We start from the raw sequence: 22,036 nt of genomic DNA, 5'->3' as shown, positions 1-22,036 counted from the left end.
GCCACAGCAATTATTTACCGTTCTTTACAATTTATGTTGAAGCACTAAACAGCTTCTTTCTTTCTGGTTGTCTTATCGCCCAATTTCTGGAACAAACCAAACTCGACTTGTTCTTCTAGATCTGCTTCAATTCCAGCAAATACGTCGCGGAAGATTGTCCGCGAACCATGCCAGAGATGACCAAAGAAGAATAACAAAGCAAAAGTAGCGTGGGCAAAAGTAAACCAACCTCTAGGAGAAGTACGGAATACACCATCAGGCTGAGCGATTCCAAGATCGCCAAATCTGGTGCTTTGGTCGCCATCAAATAAGAAGGGTTCACCTAATTGAGCTTGACGAGCATACTTTTTCACATCGGTTGGATCTGTGAAAGTTTGTCCGCCTAACTCACCGCCATAAAAGCTAACGGTGATTCCTGCTTGCTCAAAGCTGTACTTAGATTCTGCCCGACGGAAAGGAATGTCAGCACGGACAATACCATCTGCATCAGTCAACAGAACAGGGAAAGTTTCAAAGAATGCAGGCATCCGACGGACAAATAATTCACGCCCTTCTGCATCTTTAAAGACCGGATGACCCAACCAACCCAAAGCAACGCCATTAGTTTTATTCATCGGACCTACACGGAATAGACCACCTTTAGCAGGGTTATTACCGATGTAGTCGTAGAAGGCAAGCTTTTCAGGAATCTCTGCCCAAGCCTCAGATAAAGAAGCTCCCTCTGCTACACTCGCTTGTACACGACGGTCAATTTCTTGTTTGAAATAACCATCATCCCATTGATAACGGGTAGGACCAAACAATTCGATTGGTGTAGTCGCGTTGCCGTACCACATAGTCCCAGCAACGACAAAGGCAGCGAAGAATACTGCGGCAATACTGCTAGCAAGTACAGTTTCAATATTACCCATCCGTAAGGCTTTGTACAGCCGTTCAGGTGGTCGTACTGAAAGGTGAAATAAGCCAGCAATAATACCAACGATCCCAGCAGCAATGTGGTGTGCCACTACGCCACCAGGGTTGAAGGGGTTAAACCCTGCAGGTCCCCATTCCGGCGCTACAGGTTGAACGCTACCAGTCAAGCCATATGGGTCAGACACCCACATTCCTGGACCAAATAGTCCGGTAAGGTGGAACGCACCAAAACCAAAGCACAATAGACCAGATAAAAACAAGTGGATGCCAAACATTTTCGGCAAATCAAGCGCGGGTTCGCCAGTGCGCGGATCTCTAAACAGTTCCAAGTCCCAGTAAACCCAGTGCCAAACGGCAGCTAAGAATAACAGCCCAGATAGAATAATATGGGCAGCAGCAACGCCTTCAAATGACCAAATTCCAGGGTCAGTTACAGCACTCCCTGTAACATTCCAGCCTCCCCAGGAACCGGTAACGCCTAAGCGTGCCATAAAGGGCAGCACGTACATTCCCTGCCGCCACATGGGGTTGAGAACCGGATCGCTGGAGTCAAAAATTGCTAATTCATACAGGGCCATAGAACCAGCCCAACCTGCGACAAGCGCAGTATGCATGAGGTGTACAGAAATCAATCGCCCTGGATCATTCAAGACGACTGTGTGTACTCGGTACCAGGGTAGTCCCATCGACTACGATCCTCCAAGGGTGAATTATGTCTACAACGCAATTTTTCAACTTTTTGTTATTACCAGGTGCTTGCTAGAAAACGTCACTGCGTGTTGACAGATTGTATTCATAAATCAAGCAACGGAAATACAAACAAAAATGAGAATTATTAAAAAAGTGTAACTATGTCCTGTGCCGATTGCAAGAGCGATCCCATCTGGTTGTGGGACTTATTGGACAACTAATTGAATACTCTTTAACTGACACATTGCCTCGGCTGCACCTAGTCGCTCAATGACTTGTTCAGCACTAATCAAGCGTTTGAGGACTACTTGACCAATTTGGACTGCGAAGTTATCTTGAGTATTCACTATCGGTTTGACCTCTACAGTTAATACTACGTCTTCGACGCAATATAACCACAACTTTTCACTGGCTTCTACGAGACAAATATTTAAGCGTTGGATATTTGGTTGACGCCGCCATGCGGTTTCGTTCCATAGACCATCAGATGCCCATACTCGGCAGACTGTCCAGCCATCAGTGAGAAAGAAGTATTTCACAAGCTTCTGTAGCTATACTCAGGGGGACTTGCTGTTTAAAATAGCGTGAAAAGTTATAAAAGCGATGAGTTTTTAGCTGCTAGCAATTAACTTAAGCCCAAAACACAACTTTTGTTTAGAGGTTAGAAGATATCTGGCAACAACACCACTAGCGTGGATTCAACATTTTGTTTCTCTAAGGTAAAGTTACCGCTAGGGTTTGATCGCCACTAACAAGTTTGCTGATGACCAATTTGGCTCATTGTCTTGGTTGTAAACGACGAACGATTAGAATTAAATATAAGTCCTTAGCTGCCCGATTTAAAGCCATAGCTTATGCGATCGCCCACCAATGTAGAATTTATCGACGCGTTTGATGTCATCGTTGTCGGAGCAGGTCATGCTGGTTGTGAAGCTGCCCTAGCTACTGCACGATTGGGCTGTCGGACGCTACTGCTGACCCTGAACTTGGATAAAATCGCCTGGCAACCGTGTAACCCTGCTGTGGGAGGTCCCGCCAAATCGCAATTGACACATGAAGTCGATGCTTTGGGTGGAGAAATTGGCAAAATGGCAGATCGTACCTACCTGCAAAAGCGGATACTCAATTCTTCTAGAGGACCTGCTGTGTGGGCATTACGCGCCCAAACGGATAAGCGAGAATATGCAGCAGTGATGAAAGGAATTGTTGAGAACCAGGAAAACTTGACAATTCGCGAAGCGATGGTGACAGATTTGGTGTTGGGCGCAAACGATGAAGTTATTGGCGTTGAAACTTACTTTGGTGTCGGATTCAAATCTCCTACGGTGATTTTAACGACTGGGACATTCCTCGGTGGTCGCATTTGGGTTGGTAATAAATCAATGCCAGCAGGACGCGCAGGGGAATTTGCAGCAGAGGGACTAACGGAGACACTCAATTCTCTAGGCTTTGAAACCGGACGATTAAAAACAGGAACGCCAGCACGAGTTGATAAGCGATCGCTCGATTACACTCAATTAGAACCTCAACCAGGCGACTCGGAAGTTCGTTGGTTTAGTTTTGACCCGAATGTGTGGGTAGAACGCGAGCAAATGCCTTGTTACCTGACGCGCACCACCGCCCAAACACATCAACTGATCCGCGATAACCTTCATTTATCGCCAGTTTATGGCGGCTGGGTAGATGCCAAAGGACCGCGCTACTGCCCCAGTATTGAAGATAAAATTGTCCGCTTTGCTGATAAAGAAAGCCATCAGATCTTTATTGAACCAGAAGGGCGCGATATTCCGGAACTTTATATTCAAGGCTTTTCGACAGGCTTACCTGAAGCAATCCAACTCCAGATGCTGCGCACGCTTCCAGGACTCGAAAATTGTGTGATGCTACGTCCAGCTTATGCGGTGGAATATGATTACTTGCCTGCAACGCAATGTTATCCAACGTTAATGACAAAGAAAGTCGCGGGTTTATTCTGTGCTGGACAAATTAATGGCACAACAGGATATGAAGAAGCAGCAGCCCAAGGAATTGTAGCGGGGATCAATGCCGTTCGTTATGTGCGGCATCAGGAAATGATTGTTTTTCCTCGCGAACAAAGTTATATCGGTACTTTGGTAGACGATTTGTGTACTAAAGATCTGCGCGAACCTTATCGGATGCTGACTAGCCGTTCAGAATATCGCTTGTTACTGCGTTCTGATAATGCCGACCAGCGTTTAACACCGTTAGGGCGTGAAATTGGGTTAGTTGACGATCGTAGGTGGGAACTTTTTACCCGCAAACAAGCAAATATTGCGGCGGAAAAAGAACGACTCTATGCTACACGAGTGAAAGAACACGAACCAGTAGGACGAGCGATCGCCGCAACAACACAACAAGCAATCAAAGGATCAATTACACTCGCCGACTTACTACGACGCCCTGGATTTCACTACAAAGATCTCGAACATCACGGTTTAGGAAATCCCAATCTTGATGTGGTGGAGAAAGAAGGTGCTGAAATCGATATTAAGTATTCTGGCTATTTACAGCGTCAGCAAAACCAAATTGACCAAATCTCACGGCAAGCACACCGCCCACTGCCACCTGATTTAGATTATGCTGCCATCGAAACTCTCTCAAAAGAAGCACGCGAGAAACTGGCTAAAGTCCAACCTCTGACAATTGGGCAAGCTGCAAGAATTGGTGGTGTAAACCCTGCTGATGTCAATGCGTTGCTTGTCTATTTAGAGGTACGTTCGCGGAGTGGTGCACAACCATCAGTTTTGGTATCATGATGGTTAGTCGTGGACGTTGTTGTTACTGGTATTGGTTTAGTTTCGTCTTTAGGCACAAATTTAAAGACAAGCTGGCACAGTTTAGTCGCTGGGAATTCTGGAGTTCGAGTGCGGCAACCATTTCTTGAACTAAAACCACGACCATTGGCACTCATAACACAGCAACCAGCCCACTTAAGCTATCTTACTGAACTAGTAGTATCATCTGCGATTAAAGATGCAGGGTTAAAATTACCATTACCAGAGTGTGGTGTAGTTATTGGCTCAAGTCGCACTCATCAAGCATCTTGGGAAAATTTGGCGCGACAGTATCAGAGTCAGTACGATCTGCAACAATTAGAACACTGGTTAGAAACATTACCGCATACACCAGCGATCGCAGTTGCACATCAAATCGGAGCAAAAAATGCTGTTCTAGCACCTATGGCAGCGTGCGCAACAGGACTTTGGGCAATTGCGCAGGCTTATGAATTAATTCAAATTGGACAATGCCAAAGCGCGATCGCAGGTGCGGTAGAAGCAGCGATTACACCATTAACATTAACTGGTTTTCAAAAAATGGGAGCACTAGCACAGACTGGGGCATATCCTTTTGATCGGAATCGAGAAGGATTAGTATTAGGAGAAGGCGCGGCTGTTTTTGTCTTAGAATCCGCAAAGTCAGCACAAGAACGTCAGGCAAAAATCTACGGTCAAATTCTTGGTTTTGGTTTAACGTGTGATGCGTATCATGCAAATATGCCAGAACCTAGAAGCACAAGTGCGATCGCAGCTGTTAAACAATGTTTAGAGCGTAGCAAATTATCTCCAACAGATATTGACTATATTCACGCCCACGGTACGGCAACCAAGCTTAACGATCAAAACGAAGCGAATTTACTCCAAACTGTCTTTCCCCAAGGAGTTGCTGTCAGTTCTACAAAAGGAGCCACAGGACACACTCTAGGGGCTTCTGGTGCTTTAGGTACAGCGTTTTGCCTAATGGCATTACATCATCAATTGTTACCGCCATGCGTGGGCTTACAAGTACCGGAGTTTGATTTAGATTTTGTTAATACATCGCGTCAAGGTAAAATTCACTCGACTCTCTGTCTAAGTTTTGGTTTTGGCGGACAAAATGCTGTAGTCGGGTTGGGAAAATTTCGTCATTGAAGCTTCTGTAAGATCTTTATAAAAATGCGAGTGCACATGAGACTTACTGTTAAAAATCTTAGTTTTAGTGTACGAAGGTACACTTTGCTTACGTAGCCTCGACTTTAGTCGAAGGGTATGTGTTGATATCCTCAAGTCCTTCATTCCCAAATGTTCCCAAATGAGCCTTACTGAAGAAATTCTTTCTCAATTACCTGGTGATGTTCTCAATGGTTTACGCCGTACAGATTGCATACTGACATCAATTAGAGAAGAAAATACTACTATTCCCACAGCGATCACTCAAAGCGATGAGGCTTTAGAAAAGATTGACTGGGATGTTGTTATTTGTGGTGGAACCTTAGGAATTTTGATTGGCTGCACTTTAGCACAATTGGGATGGCGAGTTGCACTGATTGAAAGAGGAACATTGCGCGGTAGAGATCAAGAATGGAATATTTCGCGCCAAGAGTTAGAAGTTTTCTTAGAGTTAAATCTACTTACTACAGCAGAGTTAGAACAAGCGATCGCCACAGAATATAATCCTGCCCGCGTTAGCTTTCATCAGGGTACAGAAATCTGGATACGCGATGTTTTAAATGTTGGTGTCGATCCAGTTTATTTATTAGAAACACTCAAATCAAAGTTTCTGGCGGCTGGAGGTAGATTATTTGAGAACACACCTTTTGTGAATGCCACGGTTCATCCTAATGGTGTCGTCGTCAAAAATACAGCAAACGACGAATCAATTCAAACTCGCTTATTACTAGATGCGATGGGATATGCTTCCCCAATTGTTCAGCAAGCACGACAGGGGAGAAAACCTGATGGAGTTTGCTTAGTTGTAGGAAGTTGTGCTACTGGCTTTCCCTCAAATGATACCGGAGACTTACTTGTATCTTTTACACCGCTACAGCAGCAATGTCAGTACTTTTGGGAAGCTTTTCCGGCACGCGATGGTAGAACAACATATTTGTTTACCTACCTGGATACTCACCCTAGTCGTCCTAGCTTAGAAGATTTGTTTGAGGATTATCTGCGTTTAATGCCAGAGTACCAAAATGTAGAGTTAAATCAGCTACAACTGCAAAGAGCGCTGTTTGGTTTTTTTCCTTCTTATCAGCATCCATTGCGTTTACCGTGGAATCGGATCTTACCGGTTGGAGATAGTAGCAGCAGTCAATCTCCCGTTAGCTTTGGTGGATTTGGGGCTATGATCCGTCACCTGAAGCGGTTAACTTTTGGTATTCATGAAGCCCTGAGTTGCGATCGCCTTTCTGTAGAAGCTTTGGCACTTTTACAACCCTATCAACCAAATATCAGTGTTACCTGGTTATTTCAAAAAGCAATGAGTGTTGGCGTACATCAAAAAGTTGACTTTGATCAAATTAATCAACTTTTGTCAGCCGTCTTCCAAGAAATGAATCTTTTAGGTGACTCTGTATTAAAACCATTTTTACAAGATGTCGTGCAATTTCCTGCTTTAACTAAGACACTGTTAAAAACAGGATTTAACCATCCAATATTAGTTGCTAAAGTCATTCCTCAAGTCGGATTAAGTAATTTATTGACTTGGATAATTCATTATTTGAATTTAGGAATCTATAGCAGTTTATTTCACTTTATTCCACTACATTTGTGGAGTAAAAACTTACCACCAGTACCACGTTACTACTGTCATAGATTGAGCGATGCGTGGAAGTATGGTTCTGGCAGTGATTACTCAACTTGAGGTATCGCTTATATGATTATCATTCAGATTATTTGTAGTAGTCTGTATACCATTGAATAAATTTTTGCATACCATCTTCAATTGATGTATTTGGTTTAAAACCTACATCTGCGATTAAATCTGCGACATCTGCATACGTTGCAGGTACATCTCCAGGCTGCATGGGTAAAAAATTCTTCTGCGCTTTTGTTCCTAAAGTACATTCAATAACTTCAATAAACTTCATTAACTCTACTGGGCTATTGTTACCAATGTTGTAAATTTTATAAGGTGCAGTTGATTCTGGCTGTTCTTCAGTAGTCAATTTGGGGGGCTGAGGGGGTTTGTGCATTACTCGCACTACACCTTCAATGACATCATCAATGTATGTAAAATCACGCTGCATTTTGCCAAAATTATATACATCAATCGACTTTCCTGTAGCGATCGCCTGTACAAATTTGAAATAAGCCATGTCAGGTCTACCCCAAGGACCATAAACTGTAAAAAAACGCAGTCCTGTTGTGGGTAAATTGTATAAATGGCTATAGACGTGTGCTACAAGTTCGTTAGCTTTCTTACTAGCTGCATACAAAGAAATAGGATGATCTACGTTGTCTGTAACAGAAAAAGGAACTTTTTTGTTTGCACCGTAAACTGAACTTGAGGAAGCAAATACTAAATGTTTAATGTTACTCCGACGGCAGCCTTCTAATAAATTAACAAATCCAGACAAATTACTATCAACATAAGCAAAAGGGTTTTCAAGTGAATAGCGTACTCCTGCTTGAGCTGCTAAATTTACTACATAATCAAACTGAAAATTTTGAAATAGTTCAAAAAGTCCTTCACGATCAATCAAGTCGAGAAACTGAAACGAAAAGTTAGGATGGTTGTTGATTTGCGATAATCTATCTTTTTTTAGTTTGACATCATAGTATTCATTTAAATTATCAATACCGTAAACTTGAGCACCATCATTTAATAGACGTTGTGCTAAATGAAATCCAACAAATCCGGCAACTCCTGTAACTAACACTTTCATAGTATTTTCTCTGGCTGCTAGAGCTTTATTTGATTATCAGATAAATTTATAGCTTGACTGACAGGTAAATTGTTTCCCAAGGGATAGTGAACAACACTTAAGTCACCAGAATTTAATTGTAAGCGCCAAAAATTGTGAGTGCTTAATCCTAATATTTGACCTAGAATACACTTAATAATGGCACTGCTAGCAACGACTAAACCGGTAACTAATGTATTAGTTAATATAGAAGAACGGCGCGAATCAATAGTTTGTTGCCACACTACAGGGAAATTGTGTCGCGATACTTGCAGTTGAACTGTTGTTGGATGGTTTTGCAAAAGATGGGTAGTAATTTCTTGAGAGATACACAGTTCGCTAGTAAGGCTAAAGTCTATTGATACTGGTTTGAGAAACTCAGCTAAGTGCTGTACCTGATTTGAGGCGATCGCATCCACAGGAAGTAGCAATAAACGCAATCCCTGCTTTCCCGCTTTTAGTTTAGGCAGAACTTCTCCTAAATGTGATGTCAAATTTAATCCTCTTAACTGTGCTGATTGGCTATTTGCCGGAAAATTCAGAATACTAATACCACAGTTTGATTGCTGAATCGTATGATACTGGGCTGGTGACAAATTGAGAGCACTACCAATAAGGGCGTGGTTTGTGCCGCCATGACTAACAACCAATATTGTCTTACCAAGATGGTGGGGCAAAATTTGCCAAAACTGTTGTGCTTGTTCGTAAAGGTTCAGGACTGGAAAGCACTGTTTTAATGCTGTTGCAACATGATGATAGCCTGAATTTTCGTTTGGGCTATTAATTTGAAACTCATGCGGGCGTTGTTGCCAACATTTGTATTCTGCAGCAAAGCTGTTGCGTACATACTCAAAGGTTTTTCCTTGCCATGCAGGTAAATCAATTTCTGTAAGATTAGAATTTATATTGAATTCAAGTAAAGATTTATTCTGTGGATTAATTCCTTTAATAATTTCCTGCGTCGTTTCAAGTGCGCGTTGCAATGGACTTGTATAGATAGCATCTATTGGTATTCTTTGCAGAGCAACTCCAGTTTGATAAGCTGATTGATAACCTTTTGCGGTTAACACCGACTCATTACTACGTCCTTGATATCTTCCTTCAGCGTTGAAGGTACTTTGACCATGACGCACCAAAATGACACGAGTAGAACCCAATTCTGCACTAGACTGCGAGTCCATTGAACTATTCCTATCGAGAGTTGTCAGTGCTGATGACATACAAAGCATCAGATATTATTCTTTGCAAGACAATACAGTTTTGTTCTGCTGAACCACAGCATTTCTCATGTAAAGCACAAGAATATAACTTACAAGTGTGATTTCAATTCTAGATATTTCAAAAGTTTTGCGTTTGGAGGTAAAGAGTGACTAGTAGCTAGTGGTTAGTTTTGAATTTTGAATTTTCTTAACTCATAACTCAAAACTCAACACTTATAACTCTCTTAAACTTATCACTCCGCTTTTAAGGCATAATCTTCTCCTAGGACTTCGTTACCAATTGCAGCTTGCATCCGATACAAGGTAGCGTAACGACCACCATGACAGATGAGTTCCTGATGTGTACCAGTTTCTAAAACTTTTCCTTGTTCAATATAAAGAATTACGTCAGCCTGCTCAGTAGTTCTTAAGTTGTGAGAAATGATGAAAGTGGTACGTCCAGCCGTAAGTCTATCAAGTGCTTCGCTTACAGCACGTTCATTTTGATTATCCAAACCTGTTGTCGGTTCATCAAGAATAACAATTGGCGCTTGACGAACTGCTGCACGCGCGATCGCAATTCGTTGTCGCTGTCCTCCGGATAGTGTTGAGCCACGTTCGCTTAAAACGGTGTTGTATCCTTGGGGCATTGCCATGATAAAGTCGTGAGCATTAGCAAGTTTTGCTGCGGCTTCGATTTCCTGTTGGGTTGCCGTGAGTGAACCGTAGGAAATGTTATCGCGGACGCTGACAGCAAATAACACGCTGTCTTGTAAAACAATACTAATTTGCTGGCGCAAGGAATCGAGTTTATACTCGCGCAGATCGCGTCCATCAATTAAAATGCGTCCTTCTAGAGGATCGTAAAGACGTAGTAGTAAACTAACTAAACTTGACTTACCTCCACCTGATGGACCAACTAATGCTACTTGCTGTCCTGGTTTGATAGTAAAGCTGACGTTTCGGAGAACTGGCTGTTCAGGTTCATAAGCAAAAGTGACATTCTCAAATTGAACCTTACCCCGAAATGGTGGTGCAGCAATTGCCCCACGTGTATCTCGAATATCTGGTACAGCGTCTAATAAATCGATAATGCGTTCTCCAGAAGCTGTCGCTTTGGCAATTTGTCCGGTGTACTTTGCCAAGTAACGCATGGGCTTGAAGGCTGTTTTCAGGTAGTTGATGAAAACTAACAAGTCTCCTGGAGAAATTGCTTGTGTCAACACAAGCTGAACACCTCGCCACAAGACTAAAGCAGTTGCCAGTGCTACCAAAGCTTCTACACTACGTTCTAGTGCCGCAGAGAGTCGCTGCACGCGTGCGCCGTCTTTTAGACTTTTTTTGTTTTGACTGGCAAATGCACCTTCAAGAATTTTTTGCAGTGATAATGCTTGGACTACTTTAATTGCGCCGATCGCTTCTGCTGCTGTCGCCGCCATTGCGCCTTCGCGCTTGCGTTGTGTACGGGCGACACCTTGGATGCTTTTTGTTGTCCGAAATGTAGAAAAGACAAATAAGGGAAAAGCAGCGATCGCCAGTGTTGCTAATTCCCAATTTAACCAAAACATGACCCCCAGCATCCCAATGAGCGTGAGGATGTTTGTGAATAACGGTAAAGCAGCAGTCACAGTGGCTTCCCGCAATCGTTCAACATCGTAGGTCACGCGGGTAATCAGATCGCCTGACTTGATTTTGCTATGAAACGAAAGTGAAAGACGTTGGAGATGAGTATAAAGATTCCCGCGAATCTCAGTCATGACTTGAGTTGCAGCAATTGCCATGCCCACAGTACTACAGTAAGCAGCTGCTGCACGTGCGAGTGCGATCGCCACAATTGCCCCAGTAAATATTGTCAACAAAGTGACAGGATTTAGCCCTCTCAATGCTGGAATTGGTAGCGCCTCGGTCTGAAAACCACTGACAATGATGTAGTCAAAAATGAGTTTCAGTGGCCAAGGTTCTAATAACCGAAATGCAGTTTCTGCAAGCAGTGCTAAAAATGAGGCACCAATCAGCAATTTTTGTTTGCGAATCTGGGGAGCAAATCTGCTAAAAATCCGGCTGAGACCTGGTAATGCTTCTTTGATATTTTTAGGACGACGACTCATCTCCTCAAAGGGTGTGAAGGTTTTTAGCGTGTGATGCAGTTGTCTGCACTAATTACTCACTCCTAGCTTTTGCTGGTAGCGATCGCTGATATAGCGATTCAACTTTCTTTCTAGGGGTACTATTTTTTGTACTAGCCAGTAGTTCTGTCTACCAAAACTAAAGCGACGTATGAATGGTTTTAAGAAAGCTTGGTAGCGTCGTTCTCCTAAGCGTTCGTAGCGCTTTTGAAAGTATTTATCTTCTGTAACGTCCCATTTTTCACGAAAGTGTTTGAGACTTGCGAGTTCCCAAGCATCACTCCAACGCAGCATAAAGAAGGGCATATCAGTTAACTCGAAGGGAGGTCCTGGAACATAGGTGACAATAGACGCTGGTTCGCAGTAGATTTTTCCACCTGCTTGAGCTACTGTCATACTAAAGTCAATATGCTCGCGGGTGCTTAGCAGTTTTTCATCAAGTAAGCCAGTTTTCGTAAATACATCTGTCTGCACTAAAACACAGTGAAATTCAGCAAACTCACATTGAATCCGCTGCAACTGATTGCGGACATCATCTAGGCGACGATTGACAAAGTAGTGCTTTTCATGAACGCGACGTCTAGTTTTAGTTTTGCCGTTTTTCTCTCTCTCCTGTAGTTCAATGCGGGCTTCTCCACCGGCTAAATGAACGATTCCTGCGTCTGGTTGACCAATACAAACTAAAGGCGCAACAACAGCAGCTTCTGTTTCTTCTGCACACTGTACTAAACGAGTTAGCCAACCTGGAGTGACAATAACATCGTTATCTACGAAGACAGTATACTTACTGTTCACTGCAGGAATTCCCAAGTTTCGTGCTTGGTTGGGTGAAAGATAGCGATCGCTACGGATGAGTTTAAAGTTCTTTTCCTCGGCTTGCTGTTTTAAGTAACTCTCAATGTGTGCTGGCGACCCTCCGTCAACGTAAACTAACTCAAAGGGAAATTTTGTATGAGCGTAAATGCTTTCTAAAGACTCGCGTGTATAGCTAAAACGTTCGCGTGGTACAACAACGATTGTGACTTGTGAGTTCATGTAATACCTCTTTTTACTAGTTAGCAAGAATTAAGCGTCAGTTTAGAACAGGAGTATTGGAAAAATAAGGAGGAAATGATCAGTATTGTTCAGATTTCTGCTTTTTTAGTATTTTTTTTTACTAAAAGTCCTACTTCTAACTCCGCATACTTACGCAACACCAAGACTAATTAAAGCTAATTCTTCAGGAGATAGAACTTGGTGGTAAACTTCTTGCCAATGCTGTTGTTCAACTGTAGGAGAGAAGGCAGCGATCGCTTTTCGCTTTGCCGCATCTCCAAGTTTATGTCGTAATTGTGGTTGAGAAGCCAAACGTCGTAATGCGATAGCTAATTCTTCGCTTGAAGCTGGATTAACAACTAAGGCATCTACTTCATCTACTAAAATTCCGCCAATTGCATCCACATTTGTGCCTACAATTGCTCTACCGCTTAGCATTGCTTCTAGCATGGCATTCGGACAACCGTCGTGTAGTGAAGGAATTGCAAAAATATCAATATGCGGTAAATAGGCTAAAGCTTCTTTGCGCTCAACAATACCAGTAATTAAGATCTTTTCGCTAATGCCACTGCTGGCAATTTCTTGTTGCCAATATTCGCACTCTTTCTCAGCAAAATCACCAACTAAGAGTAAAGTAAAATCTATTTCTTCTTTAAGTTCTACACAAGCATCAAGAAGATACTCAATTCCTTTTTTATCACGAAATCTTCCTACAGAACCAATCACAATACCTTGTAGTTTATCAACTAAATGCGGTAAAGGAAGCTGAGTAAAATCAATTGGTTCAATCGAATTCCAAAATACTGATGATTTAGTTTGAACTGTTGGAGCAAATAATGTAGCTCGGTTATACAAATCATGGCTCACAAAAGTTACCCAAGAAGAGTTTTCCAATACCCACACCATTTGTGCGTGTAACGTAGGATTAAAGATGTGTTTGTGTAAATCGCTTCCCCGTACACTATTGATAACAGGTACGTTGTTTTCTCTAGCAATTAATGTTGTTAAATAGCCTGTTTCATTAATAAAAAAAGCATGAAAAATATCAAATTGATACTGGTGTTGCAGTAACTTTAATTGTAAATAAATTTCACTTAAAAAATCTTGTTTTGTAGAAATAGCAGTACGAATTGCTGGTTCAATTCGATGAACTAAGATGCCATCTTGCTCAATCGTTGCGCAACTTGCTCGTTTGCGGCAATCAGCGCTAACTTTACGATCTTTTGAATGAAACACTGCTACATGAACTTCATAATTTAATGCTAGCAGGAGGCGAGCAATTCGGTTTACTGACTCTCCTACTCCACCCACATCTGGGGGAAACTCTAAAGTAGTAATACAAATTCTCTTCATAACTATTTTCTCCTAAACTACAATAAGCTATTTTAATAGCTAGCAATTACGTGCTTCTTTTCCACAACTTGGTTAACAAAATTGGCAGTTTTTATGACTCCCTCTAAATCAATTTTAATTTGATTTGGTTGCTTGTTTAAACAAGTAATAACCTTTTCAGCAAAGATGTCAGGAATTAGTTCACTAGCATGAATAACATCAACTATTCCTAAGTTTTCTAACTTTTGAGATCTGAGTGCTTGTTCTCGATCGTCATTTCCAGTAAAAGGCAGAATCATTGCTCTTACTTTCGTCGTTAAAATGTTCATTGTAGTGTTGTAGCCTGCCATGCTAATTGATAAATCAGCAGCTTCCATATACTTGAGGAAATTTGAAGTATAGCGATAGATTTTAAGATTTTTGCAACCATCTGCCATCGTTTGAAGCTGTGTATATTTTTCTTCAGGCATAAATGGTCCCGTAAACATTAAAATTTGATGTGGTATTCTTTTTTGTAAAATAGTAGATGTTTTGACGACACAATCTAATAATTCATGACCAAATCTTCCACCACCTACTGAAACTAAAATTAAAGGTTTTTCTAAGATATCTTCTGATAATTTTATAGATAAGTTATTTGTTTTTTGAACAACATACCCTGTGTAGTGAACTTCACACTTGAGATCGCTAACTCTAGAAAAACTTTCTTCTAGTTTTTGAAATTGAGAATCGCCATGAATAAGTAGCATATCAAAATACTTATTCATTAATTTACACACTTTCTCTTCATGCCGAGCTTGATCTTGCTTAGTGACAACAATATCACGCAGGCTGCAGATCACTTTTGTATTTTTTCGAGAAGCTTTTACGCTTTCTAGTAAGGGAATTAACTCAAAAGAAAATCTTCTTCTTCCAAACGGGAAAAGTTCTATTATCAAACAGTCAGGTTGAAATTGCTCAAATATCTTTAAGAGTTTGAGCTTGCGATATTCTTGAATTTCTTCTAAGTTTTGTGTAGTATCAACAACTTGTAGCTCTTTGAATTCACTATCAGTTTTAATGGCAGGTAAATTCACAACCTGAACATCTGGAGGTATATCAAAATCATCAACAACTTGTCCGCCGTTGATGAAACAAACTTCAAAGTCTTTAGTTAATCCTCGCACAATTTCCATACTGCGAACAAGATGCCCCATACCTAAAATATGTTGGCAGTAAAACATGAGTTTTTTCATACTAAAGACACCTCTGCTTCTAATACAGGTTGTTGTGAACGGTATTTAGCAAGTACAGACATAAAGATGTTTTTTAAATCTGTAGTATTTTTTTTAATAGAAAAGTTACTTGAAACGTCTACTCTACCTTGATGACTTAATACATTTCTAAATTGCGGATTGTTAATAAGATTTTCTAGCTCTTTTGCAAGAGTAAAAGGCTCTTTTGGAGGTACAAGAATACCATTTCTTTTATGTTCTATTAATTCTACTATTCCTGATATGTTAGTAGAAATTACTGGTACTTTCATTGCCATTGCTTCTAAAAGCACATTTGGTATTCCGTCGCGATCGCCATTTTCTGTAATGTGACAAGGAAGAACAAAAATATCAGCTTGACGATACACCTCAATTAACTCATCTTGAGTCATCTTGCCAACTAGAAATATGCAGTGTTCTAGCTTCAACTCAGCAATTAGTTGTTCAATTTCAGTTTGCAGAGGACCATAACCCACAATGAGGCACTGGAACTTATAGTTTCTTTCCTTGAGAAGTTTACAGGCTTGAATAAGATGAGGAAAACCTTTTTTCTCACAAAATCTGCCAACACTTAAAATAGTAGGTAATGTTTTAACTACTTCTTGCTTGATATTGGGAGTAAATTTTGCTAAATCTAAACCATGATAACTAAGATAAATAGGAGTATTACTAGTAGAGAGCTTTTGCAAAAACTGTTGGTTGTACTTTGTACAAGTCAAAACAAATTTTGCCTGACTAATTCTCCGATTTAAAACTTCAGGCTTAGATAAATAGATATCTTTTGCATGAGCAGTGATACTATAGGGAATGCCACATAAGTGAGCAGCTACTTCAGCAACCGCAGTAGGAATATTGATAAAGTGTGCGTGAAGATGACATATTCCTGTTTCACGAATTGCTTTTACTAAATACCCCGCTTGTAAAAAGATATTTAAGCTCTCTATTTCTGTGGTTGAGTGGTCTAAATGTAGTAATTGAAAGTAGTTTTGTACGTTTTGTTGCATTAGCAATACATTAGCTTCTTGCAGATGCACTATATCTTGCGAAGATCGAGGAAATAAAGATGGAATGTAAGTTACATCTGCTTTAAGTGTTTGAAGTGCAGCATGATGTTTTTCATCTTGAGGTTTTCTTAAGGAGAAAATATGTAGATTTATTCCTTGACGTTCTAATTCTAGGATTTCATTTAAAATGAATGTTTCTGATAATTTAGGAAATGTTTTTAGTAGATAACCGATTTTAGGATTGTTGTTGTTAGCCATTGTGTCTCCTTAGTTAAATACTGCTTACTATCGACTACTTGGTTATACAGCAACATCTCAATACATTGACTAATACGAGGTAGAGCATTTAAATCTATAGATGGAGGTTGACATTCTTGAGTATTGTCAAGTTCTCTAAAAACAGATCGCATTAAATTTTCAGAAGTTAAGCTATGCGGATGAATCATTTTCACTAACCCCAGGTTAGCCATACGTTCAGCACGAATGTATTGTTCAGCAACAGGATAAATACGCGGTACAACAATTGCTTTTTTGTTAAGTGAAATGACTTCACAAAGGGTGTTATACCCTCCCATACAAATCACTACATTTGCTCTTTTCATGTATACACTCAGTTGCTCTGTAAACTCACATATTTGTACATGAGAATACTGTTCTGCTATTTGATATAATGCCTGTTTATGAAATTGCGGCATTTCTGGTCCAGCAATAACTACACTTTTGATATGATGTGTTGCGGGTAGTAAAGCTAGTCCTGATAAATAAGTATTAACTAATTGATAGCCATCTTCACCACCACCAGGAGTAACAAGTACTAGTTTTTCTTGTGGTTCAAGTGCTAATTTATGTAATATGTCGTTGGGATTTTCCTTAAATTTTTTGCGAATATAGCCACACTGTTGAATTTTAGACGCAACAGTAGGAGGACATTTATATTCTTGGCAAAAATCAAAAACTTCTGGGGTTCCTACTACTAAGACTTTGTCGTAAAACCATTGAATTGCTGTGTAATATTCCTGCTTTTGCCACTCTTCTATAGTAACTTCAGGACAATCTAGAATATCTCGCAAAAGTAGAACAAGTTTTGTGTGAGGTAAAAAGCGCTTGATGTAATCAATTGTTGGTTTTAACTCGCGATCTAATCCATATGGTTTTTTGTCTACTAAAAATAAGTTTGGTTTAAAATTCGCAGTTGCAGCTAAAATAATATCTGTTCTTAACTTGACAGTTTCATCTACTTGTGTACCTAGATACTTCGTTGATAAATTGCCTGAATAGCCGCGATTGATACAAGGTAATTTAATATAGTCTAACCCTGCTGGTATCCTAAAACTATGTAGCATAGGTGAGCCAGAGACAAGTAAAATTGATACATCAGGAATAGACTCTAATAAGTATTCGCAGATAGATAACATTCTCCGAATATTGCCGAGACCGAATGTATCGTGAGAATAAACCATCAGTCTCATGGTCGAGTAACCTCTGCTTTAAGCTCTCAGTGGTAGAAAATCAGCAGAATTACGGGAGATCAAAGTGTAATTCTACATCTTGTGTAAGAGCTTAACAATTCTTGATGAAAGAAGAATGAATAAATTATGAGAAAAATTTTATTTAACCCTAAATTAAAGATTTATCGAGGCATTTTGACTGCCTATTGATACACTGACAGAACTATCTCTCGTTCAATAAATTAAGTATTATCCACGTAAGCGATAACCCATGCCTCGAACTGTTTCAATGAATTTATCACCTAACTTCTTACGTAAGTAGCCTACATAAACATCAACAATATTTGAGCCAGGGTCGTAATCGTAACCCCAAACGCGATTGAGTAATTGTTCGCGACTCAAAATTTGTCCAGGATGACGTAGAAAAGTCTCAGCTAGGGTAAATTCTCTAGCTGGTAAGTCTACTAAGCGATCGCCTACCGTAGCTTTGCGCGTACGTAAGTCGAGAGTAATGTTCCCCACCCTCAATACAATCTCTTCGTTAGTTTTTGGTACGTGCTTATCCCGCAGTCGCAATCGCACCCGCGCTACTAACTCTTCAAAGCGAAAAGGTTTAGTAACATAGTCATCGGCACCGCCTTCGAGTCCAGCAACTTTATCGTTAATATCATCACGAGCGCTGAGAATAATAATGGGCAAATATTCGCCTAAACCGCGTAGTTCCTCTAAAACTTGCCAACCATCTTTACCAGGAAGTCCAATATCCAACAGCAGCAGATCGAAGCGATCGCTCTGTACCATGAGAACAGTTTCATTGCCATCTTTTGCTACTGCAGTGGTAAAACCAGCTGCTTTGAGTCCTTTCTCTAGAAAAGAAGCAATTCGCGGTTCATCTTCGGCAATGAGAATATGGCTCATAAGCAGTATGTAAATACTCAACGTGCTAATTTGATTCAGGCGTAGGAGGATCGACAGGGATAACTAACGTAAAAGTTGAGCCAATACCAGGTTGGCTAGAAAGTTCTATGTGACCATGATGAGCAGTCACGATCGCTTGAACGATTGCTAAACCTAAGCCGGCTCCTTCTGAACGACGACCGTTAACTCCACGAGCAAAGCGTTTAAAGACGCGCTTTTGATCGCTGTAGGCAATTCCTTGACCTGTATCACTGACCCAAAAACGGGCTTTACCATTTCTCACAATGGAACCCAGTGCAATAACATCTTTGGTGTGAGTATGTTGTGTTGCATTCTGAGCCAAATTGACAATTGCTTGCGTGAGTCGTTGGCGGTCAGCAATAATTGAGCCACAACCTTTACTATCCAATCGCCAGTTACGTGCGGCAAGTGTTCTCGCTTTGGCGTACACTTCTTCAGTAAATGACCTAACATCTACTGTTTCTAAACATAAAAACTTAGGTTGCTCAGCCTTAGCCAGAATTAATAAATCATCCACAAAACGATTCATCCGATCAAGTTCATCAACGATCACTTCCATTGTTTCTTGCCGTTCCTGGGGATCGTCGCCAAGAAGTTCTAGATGACCGCGAATAATTGTGATTGGCGTGCGCAACTCGTGGCTTGCATCATTGATAAAATTGCGTTGACTCATAAAAGCATCCTCTAGCCGATCCATCATTTCATTAAAAGTGATCGTTAGTTCTGCTATTTCATCGCTTCCTTGCACTGGGATACGCTGCGTTAAATCAGAGTCATTGGTAATAGAAAGAGCTGTTTTTGTTAATAAACGTAAAGGAGCTAAGACTCTTCCTGCGATCGCCCAAGCGAGGATCGAGGCTGCTGTTAAAACAATAATTGTCACCTCAACAACAACTGCGATCGCTTCATCAACCTCTTCGCGCTCTCCTGCTGTTATGTGAGCAACAACAAAAACTCCCTGAACATCCGCTGTACTTTCAAGGGGTTCTGCTTGATAGGTAATTCTGACGGGTTCTGCTAAATACAACAATTCTCCCAACGTTGTGTCTATTTGTCCTCGCTCTGGTTGAGTCAGCTGACCCCAATGTTGAATTAACGGCGAGTCAGGTTTTAGCGGTTCAGGTAACGCTCTCGGACTATGTTTGTACAAACGACCATTGAACAGTGTTAACAAAAACTCATCGTCGTCAGGAATATTACGCGCCACAAATAAATCAAAAAGATCAGTCACCTCATGACTTTCAAAAGGCTTGTTAGTCTCTGGATTAACACTCTTAACTAATTGACGAAACTCCTGCACTTCTTGCAACAGCGAGCGCTCAACTCGTTCTTGAACCCGCGTAAACAACTCTTGGCGAATTGCAAAAATGGACACCACAGAAGAGGTAGCCATCAAAACAATATACCAAGCTAAAATCCGCGTTCTAGCACTGAGTAAAAATCTATGCCATTTGCGAGCTTGTTTGAGTTGCATCACATTTGATTCAGCTTTGAGTTGCGACCTAATTAACTGAACTTGTGCATAAACTTTCTACCTTCAACTAAAGTGTGTTTCTAGCTTAGAATCAATTGTAAGATTTACATTACCGCTAAAATTTAATGGAAGATTAAAACAAGCTTGATTTTTCAGTATACTACTCAAAAGTTATGTACTGCTTGTTACTAGTTAACAATTAGCGAGCGGCGTTCCCTGAACAAGTAGCCAATAAAATCCTTATGGATTTCCCTCCTGCCCGTCAGTATTTTTATCAAGAAACTCATCAACCAGATGAGCAAATTGACTTGGCAAAAGCCGCACTCTATATCGCCCAAGAAGAATACCCGCACCTTGATATTGAAGAATACCTGAATGCACTCGACACTATGGCAGCAGAAGTACGAGAACAGCTGCCTAGCGAAAGGTATCCGCTGCGGATTGTTCAGACTGTCAATCATTACTTGTATGATGATTTGGGATTTACTGGTAATACAAGTAACTACTACGACCCCCGCAACAGTTTCTTCAACGATGTTATTGAACGACGGACAGGAATTCCAATTACACTTTCTTTAATTTACTTAGAAGTGACTAAACGCATTGATTTTCCTATGTTGGGTATTGGAATGCCAGGACATTTCCTGATTCGTCCTAATGTTCAACAAATGGAAATCTTTGTCGATCCGTTCAATTGTGGCGAAATCTTGTTTCCTGAAGATTGTCAAGAAAAACTCAGTCAAATGTATGGTCAACCGATGACGCTGCAAAGTTCCTTTTTAGAAGCTGTCAGCCGGCGACAGTTTTTAGCACGTATGTTGACAAATCTGAAGTTTGCTCATCTTCAAAAAGAGCAATTAACAAAAGCACTCGCAGCAGTAGAGAGAATATTACTATTGTTTCCTGAGCTACCAACAGAACTACGCGATCGCGGTTTAATTCGCTATCAACTGGGTTACTGGAGTGCAGCAGTTAGTGACTTACAAGCCTATCTAGAAAAAGTTCCTTATGCCTCAGATGCCACTGTCATTCGCCGCCTCTTGAATCAACTCGGTAGTAGTTTTTAACGAATTTTGAGTTTTGAATTTAAAAAAGTTTTATAACTTAACACTTCACGACTCATAACTCTGAGTCTCCCTGAACCCTACTATGCTACTTCATCTCAATTTGCTCTGCCAAGCGCTTCAAGCGAAGTAACTGAGCTTGCATGTCTTTTTGTGTTAAAGCAAAAGCAAACGTGTTAAAGCCCCAGCGAACAACAGTATTTGGAATTTCAAACTCAAAGTGATTGACGAGATGCGTCCCTTGATGCCTTGGTTGACATTCCCAGCGATCGCATCCGTGAAAGAAACCTTGAAATTGCCACACCACTAACCCAGGCGATCGCTCAATCACAACATTATCAAGCGTCGGTTTGAGTAGCGGAATTTGAATCACAAAGCGACTGCGGCTTCCCACATTTGTACTCCAATCACCCACTGGTTCGCAACGCAATAGAGGATTTAACCAGCGATGCATCAGCGTTCGATCTGTGATACAACGATCTACTACAGTAGGAATCGCATCGATATCAATTGATTGCTCTAAAACTTGACTATGGGACATATCAATTGATTGCTCTAAAACTTGACTATGGGACATATCAAAGGATTTGAGTTCTTTAAGAGTTTTGAATTTTGTTAGCGTAGCGGTGCCTTAGCACGTTTTGAATCCTAAAGAGTTTTGGAAAGCGAACAAAGGTGCCGGAGGCATTAGATTTTTCTCAACTCATAACTCAACACTCATAACTCCCTGTAGCCCAACTCAAGGGAAGATCAAGCGAAAACAATAAATTTATAGAGATACTTACCCATAGAGGTAGATGCCAAACAGAAGATTCGCGATCAATCTGAATATTGACGTAATATTCTATTTTATTGGGTAATTTACTTACCAACAC

The 22,036-nt window shown here is 40.7% G+C and carries 17 protein-coding genes; 4 read left to right on the top strand and 13 right to left on the bottom strand.

Annotation, left to right across the window (positions count from 1 at the left end; all coding sequences use genetic code 11):
* Positions 1 to 44: 44 nt before the first annotated feature.
* Both psbB and IQ230_RS10505 read right to left on the bottom strand, forming a co-directional pair.
* On the bottom strand, positions 45 to 1,601 hold the full coding sequence (gene psbB / locus IQ230_RS10510) for a photosystem II chlorophyll-binding protein CP47 (protein ID WP_193931951.1): 1,557 nt from the start codon (positions 1,599 to 1,601) through the stop codon (positions 45 to 47).
* Positions 1,602 to 1,811: 210 nt separating this feature from the next.
* Positions 1,812 to 2,144, bottom strand: a complete 333-nt coding sequence (locus IQ230_RS10505; RefSeq protein ID WP_193931950.1) for a hypothetical protein — start codon at positions 2,142 to 2,144, stop codon at positions 1,812 to 1,814.
* Positions 2,145 to 2,459: 315 nt separating this feature from the next.
* Between IQ230_RS10505 and mnmG the strand changes: the two genes are divergently transcribed.
* The 3 genes from mnmG (at position 2,460) to IQ230_RS10490 (ending at position 7,245) form a co-directional block, all read left to right on the top strand.
* Positions 2,460 to 4,382 (top strand): tRNA uridine-5-carboxymethylaminomethyl(34) synthesis enzyme MnmG, encoded by a 1,923-nt coding sequence (gene mnmG, locus IQ230_RS10500; protein WP_193931949.1) that lies wholly within the window; start codon positions 2,460 to 2,462, stop codon positions 4,380 to 4,382.
* 9 nt (positions 4,383 to 4,391) lie between these two features.
* Positions 4,392 to 5,534, top strand: a complete 1,143-nt coding sequence (locus tag IQ230_RS10495) for a beta-ketoacyl-ACP synthase (RefSeq protein ID WP_193931948.1) — start codon at positions 4,392 to 4,394, stop codon at positions 5,532 to 5,534.
* Between the two features lie 160 nt (positions 5,535 to 5,694).
* Positions 5,695 to 7,245, top strand: coding sequence for an FAD-dependent oxidoreductase (locus IQ230_RS10490; RefSeq protein WP_193931947.1), 1,551 nt, complete (start codon positions 5,695 to 5,697; stop codon positions 7,243 to 7,245).
* A gap of 28 nt (positions 7,246 to 7,273) precedes the next feature.
* On the opposite strand, the gene IQ230_RS10485 is transcribed toward IQ230_RS10490, so the two are convergent.
* The 10 genes from IQ230_RS10485 to IQ230_RS10440 form a co-directional block, all read right to left on the bottom strand.
* Complete coding sequence (locus IQ230_RS10485; RefSeq protein WP_193931946.1) at positions 7,274 to 8,269, bottom strand: NAD-dependent epimerase; 996 nt, start codon at positions 8,267 to 8,269, stop codon at positions 7,274 to 7,276.
* 17 nt (positions 8,270 to 8,286) lie between these two features.
* On the bottom strand, positions 8,287 to 9,468 hold the full coding sequence (locus IQ230_RS10480) for a histidine phosphatase family protein (RefSeq protein WP_193931945.1): 1,182 nt from the start codon (positions 9,466 to 9,468) through the stop codon (positions 8,287 to 8,289).
* Between the two features lie 272 nt (positions 9,469 to 9,740).
* The gene (locus IQ230_RS10475) at positions 9,741 to 11,594 is read right to left on the bottom strand and encodes an ABC transporter ATP-binding protein (protein ID WP_193931944.1); all 1,854 of its coding nucleotides are present in this window, start codon (positions 11,592 to 11,594) and stop codon (positions 9,741 to 9,743) included.
* A 48-nt stretch (positions 11,595 to 11,642) separates the two neighbouring features.
* Positions 11,643 to 12,647, bottom strand: a complete 1,005-nt coding sequence (locus tag IQ230_RS10470) for a glycosyltransferase family 2 protein (RefSeq protein ID WP_193931943.1) — start codon at positions 12,645 to 12,647, stop codon at positions 11,643 to 11,645.
* 150 nt (positions 12,648 to 12,797) lie between these two features.
* Positions 12,798 to 14,000, bottom strand: coding sequence for a glycosyltransferase (locus IQ230_RS10465; RefSeq protein WP_193931942.1), 1,203 nt, complete (start codon positions 13,998 to 14,000; stop codon positions 12,798 to 12,800).
* A 32-nt stretch (positions 14,001 to 14,032) separates the two neighbouring features.
* Positions 14,033 to 15,214 (bottom strand): glycosyltransferase family protein, encoded by a 1,182-nt coding sequence (locus IQ230_RS10460; RefSeq protein WP_193931941.1) that lies wholly within the window; start codon positions 15,212 to 15,214, stop codon positions 14,033 to 14,035.
* Entirely contained in the window at positions 15,211 to 16,494 is a 1,284-nt protein-coding gene (locus IQ230_RS10455; protein ID WP_193931940.1) for a glycosyltransferase family 4 protein, read from the bottom strand. The genes IQ230_RS10460 and IQ230_RS10455 overlap by 4 nt, the downstream gene beginning before the upstream one ends.
* Positions 16,455 to 17,705, bottom strand: coding sequence for a glycosyltransferase family protein (locus IQ230_RS10450; protein ID WP_193931939.1), 1,251 nt, complete (start codon positions 17,703 to 17,705; stop codon positions 16,455 to 16,457). Before IQ230_RS10450 ends, IQ230_RS10455 begins: the two co-directional genes overlap by 40 nt.
* A 228-nt stretch (positions 17,706 to 17,933) precedes the next feature.
* On the bottom strand, positions 17,934 to 18,602 hold the full coding sequence (locus tag IQ230_RS10445) for a response regulator transcription factor (RefSeq protein ID WP_193931938.1): 669 nt from the start codon (positions 18,600 to 18,602) through the stop codon (positions 17,934 to 17,936).
* 25 nt (positions 18,603 to 18,627) lie between these two features.
* Positions 18,628 to 20,097: a sensor histidine kinase gene (locus IQ230_RS10440; RefSeq protein WP_193931937.1), complete on the bottom strand. Its 1,470-nt coding sequence runs from the start codon at positions 20,095 to 20,097 to the stop codon at positions 18,628 to 18,630.
* 242 nt (positions 20,098 to 20,339) lie between these two features.
* Between IQ230_RS10440 and IQ230_RS10435 the strand changes: the two genes are divergently transcribed.
* On the top strand, positions 20,340 to 21,164 hold the full coding sequence (locus IQ230_RS10435; RefSeq protein WP_193931936.1) for a SirB1 family protein: 825 nt from the start codon (positions 20,340 to 20,342) through the stop codon (positions 21,162 to 21,164).
* Positions 21,165 to 21,249: 85 nt separating this feature from the next.
* Here IQ230_RS10435 and IQ230_RS10430 read toward each other — a convergent pair whose 3' ends face one another.
* Positions 21,250 to 21,702, bottom strand: a complete 453-nt coding sequence (locus tag IQ230_RS10430; protein ID WP_193931968.1) for an SRPBCC family protein — start codon at positions 21,700 to 21,702, stop codon at positions 21,250 to 21,252.
* Positions 21,703 to 22,036 lie beyond the last annotated feature (334 nt).

This window comes from Gloeocapsopsis crepidinum LEGE 06123, from assembly GCF_015207655.1.
In the GTDB taxonomy this organism is placed as follows: domain Bacteria; phylum Cyanobacteriota; class Cyanobacteriia; order Cyanobacteriales; family Chroococcidiopsidaceae; genus Gloeocapsopsis; species Gloeocapsopsis crepidinum.
Note: the sequence above shows the minus strand (reverse complement) of the source record. Positions and strands in the feature narration are given on the sequence as shown.

Bases quoted from the DNA above. Each gene is read 5' to 3' on its own strand.
- IQ230_RS10460 (WP_193931941.1), bottom strand. From the start codon at position 15,214: ATGAAAAAACTCATGTTTTACTGCCAACATATTTTAGGTATGGGGCAT.
- IQ230_RS10430 (WP_193931968.1), bottom strand. From the start codon at position 21,702: ATGTCCCATAGTCAAGTTTTAGAGCAATCAATTGATATCGATGCGATT.
- IQ230_RS10470 (WP_193931943.1), bottom strand. From the start codon at position 12,647: ATGAACTCACAAGTCACAATCGTTGTTGTACCACGCGAACGTTTTAGC.
- IQ230_RS10435 (WP_193931936.1), top strand. From the start codon at position 20,340: ATGGATTTCCCTCCTGCCCGTCAGTATTTTTATCAAGAAACTCATCAA.
- IQ230_RS10480 (WP_193931945.1), bottom strand. From the start codon at position 9,468: ATGGACTCGCAGTCTAGTGCAGAATTGGGTTCTACTCGTGTCATTTTG.
- IQ230_RS10445 (WP_193931938.1), bottom strand. From the start codon at position 18,602: ATGAGCCATATTCTCATTGCCGAAGATGAACCGCGAATTGCTTCTTTT.
- IQ230_RS10440 (WP_193931937.1), bottom strand. From the start codon at position 20,097: ATGCAACTCAAACAAGCTCGCAAATGGCATAGATTTTTACTCAGTGCT.
- IQ230_RS10450 (WP_193931939.1), bottom strand. From the start codon at position 17,705: ATGAGACTGATGGTTTATTCTCACGATACATTCGGTCTCGGCAATATT.
- mnmG (WP_193931949.1), top strand. From the start codon at position 2,460: ATGCGATCGCCCACCAATGTAGAATTTATCGACGCGTTTGATGTCATC.
- IQ230_RS10485 (WP_193931946.1), bottom strand. From the start codon at position 8,269: ATGAAAGTGTTAGTTACAGGAGTTGCCGGATTTGTTGGATTTCATTTA.
- IQ230_RS10475 (WP_193931944.1), bottom strand. From the start codon at position 11,594: ATGAGTCGTCGTCCTAAAAATATCAAAGAAGCATTACCAGGTCTCAGC.
- psbB (WP_193931951.1), bottom strand. From the start codon at position 1,601: ATGGGACTACCCTGGTACCGAGTACACACAGTCGTCTTGAATGATCCA.
- IQ230_RS10455 (WP_193931940.1), bottom strand. From the start codon at position 16,494: ATGGCTAACAACAACAATCCTAAAATCGGTTATCTACTAAAAACATTT.
- IQ230_RS10490 (WP_193931947.1), top strand. From the start codon at position 5,695: ATGAGCCTTACTGAAGAAATTCTTTCTCAATTACCTGGTGATGTTCTC.
- IQ230_RS10465 (WP_193931942.1), bottom strand. From the start codon at position 14,000: ATGAAGAGAATTTGTATTACTACTTTAGAGTTTCCCCCAGATGTGGGT.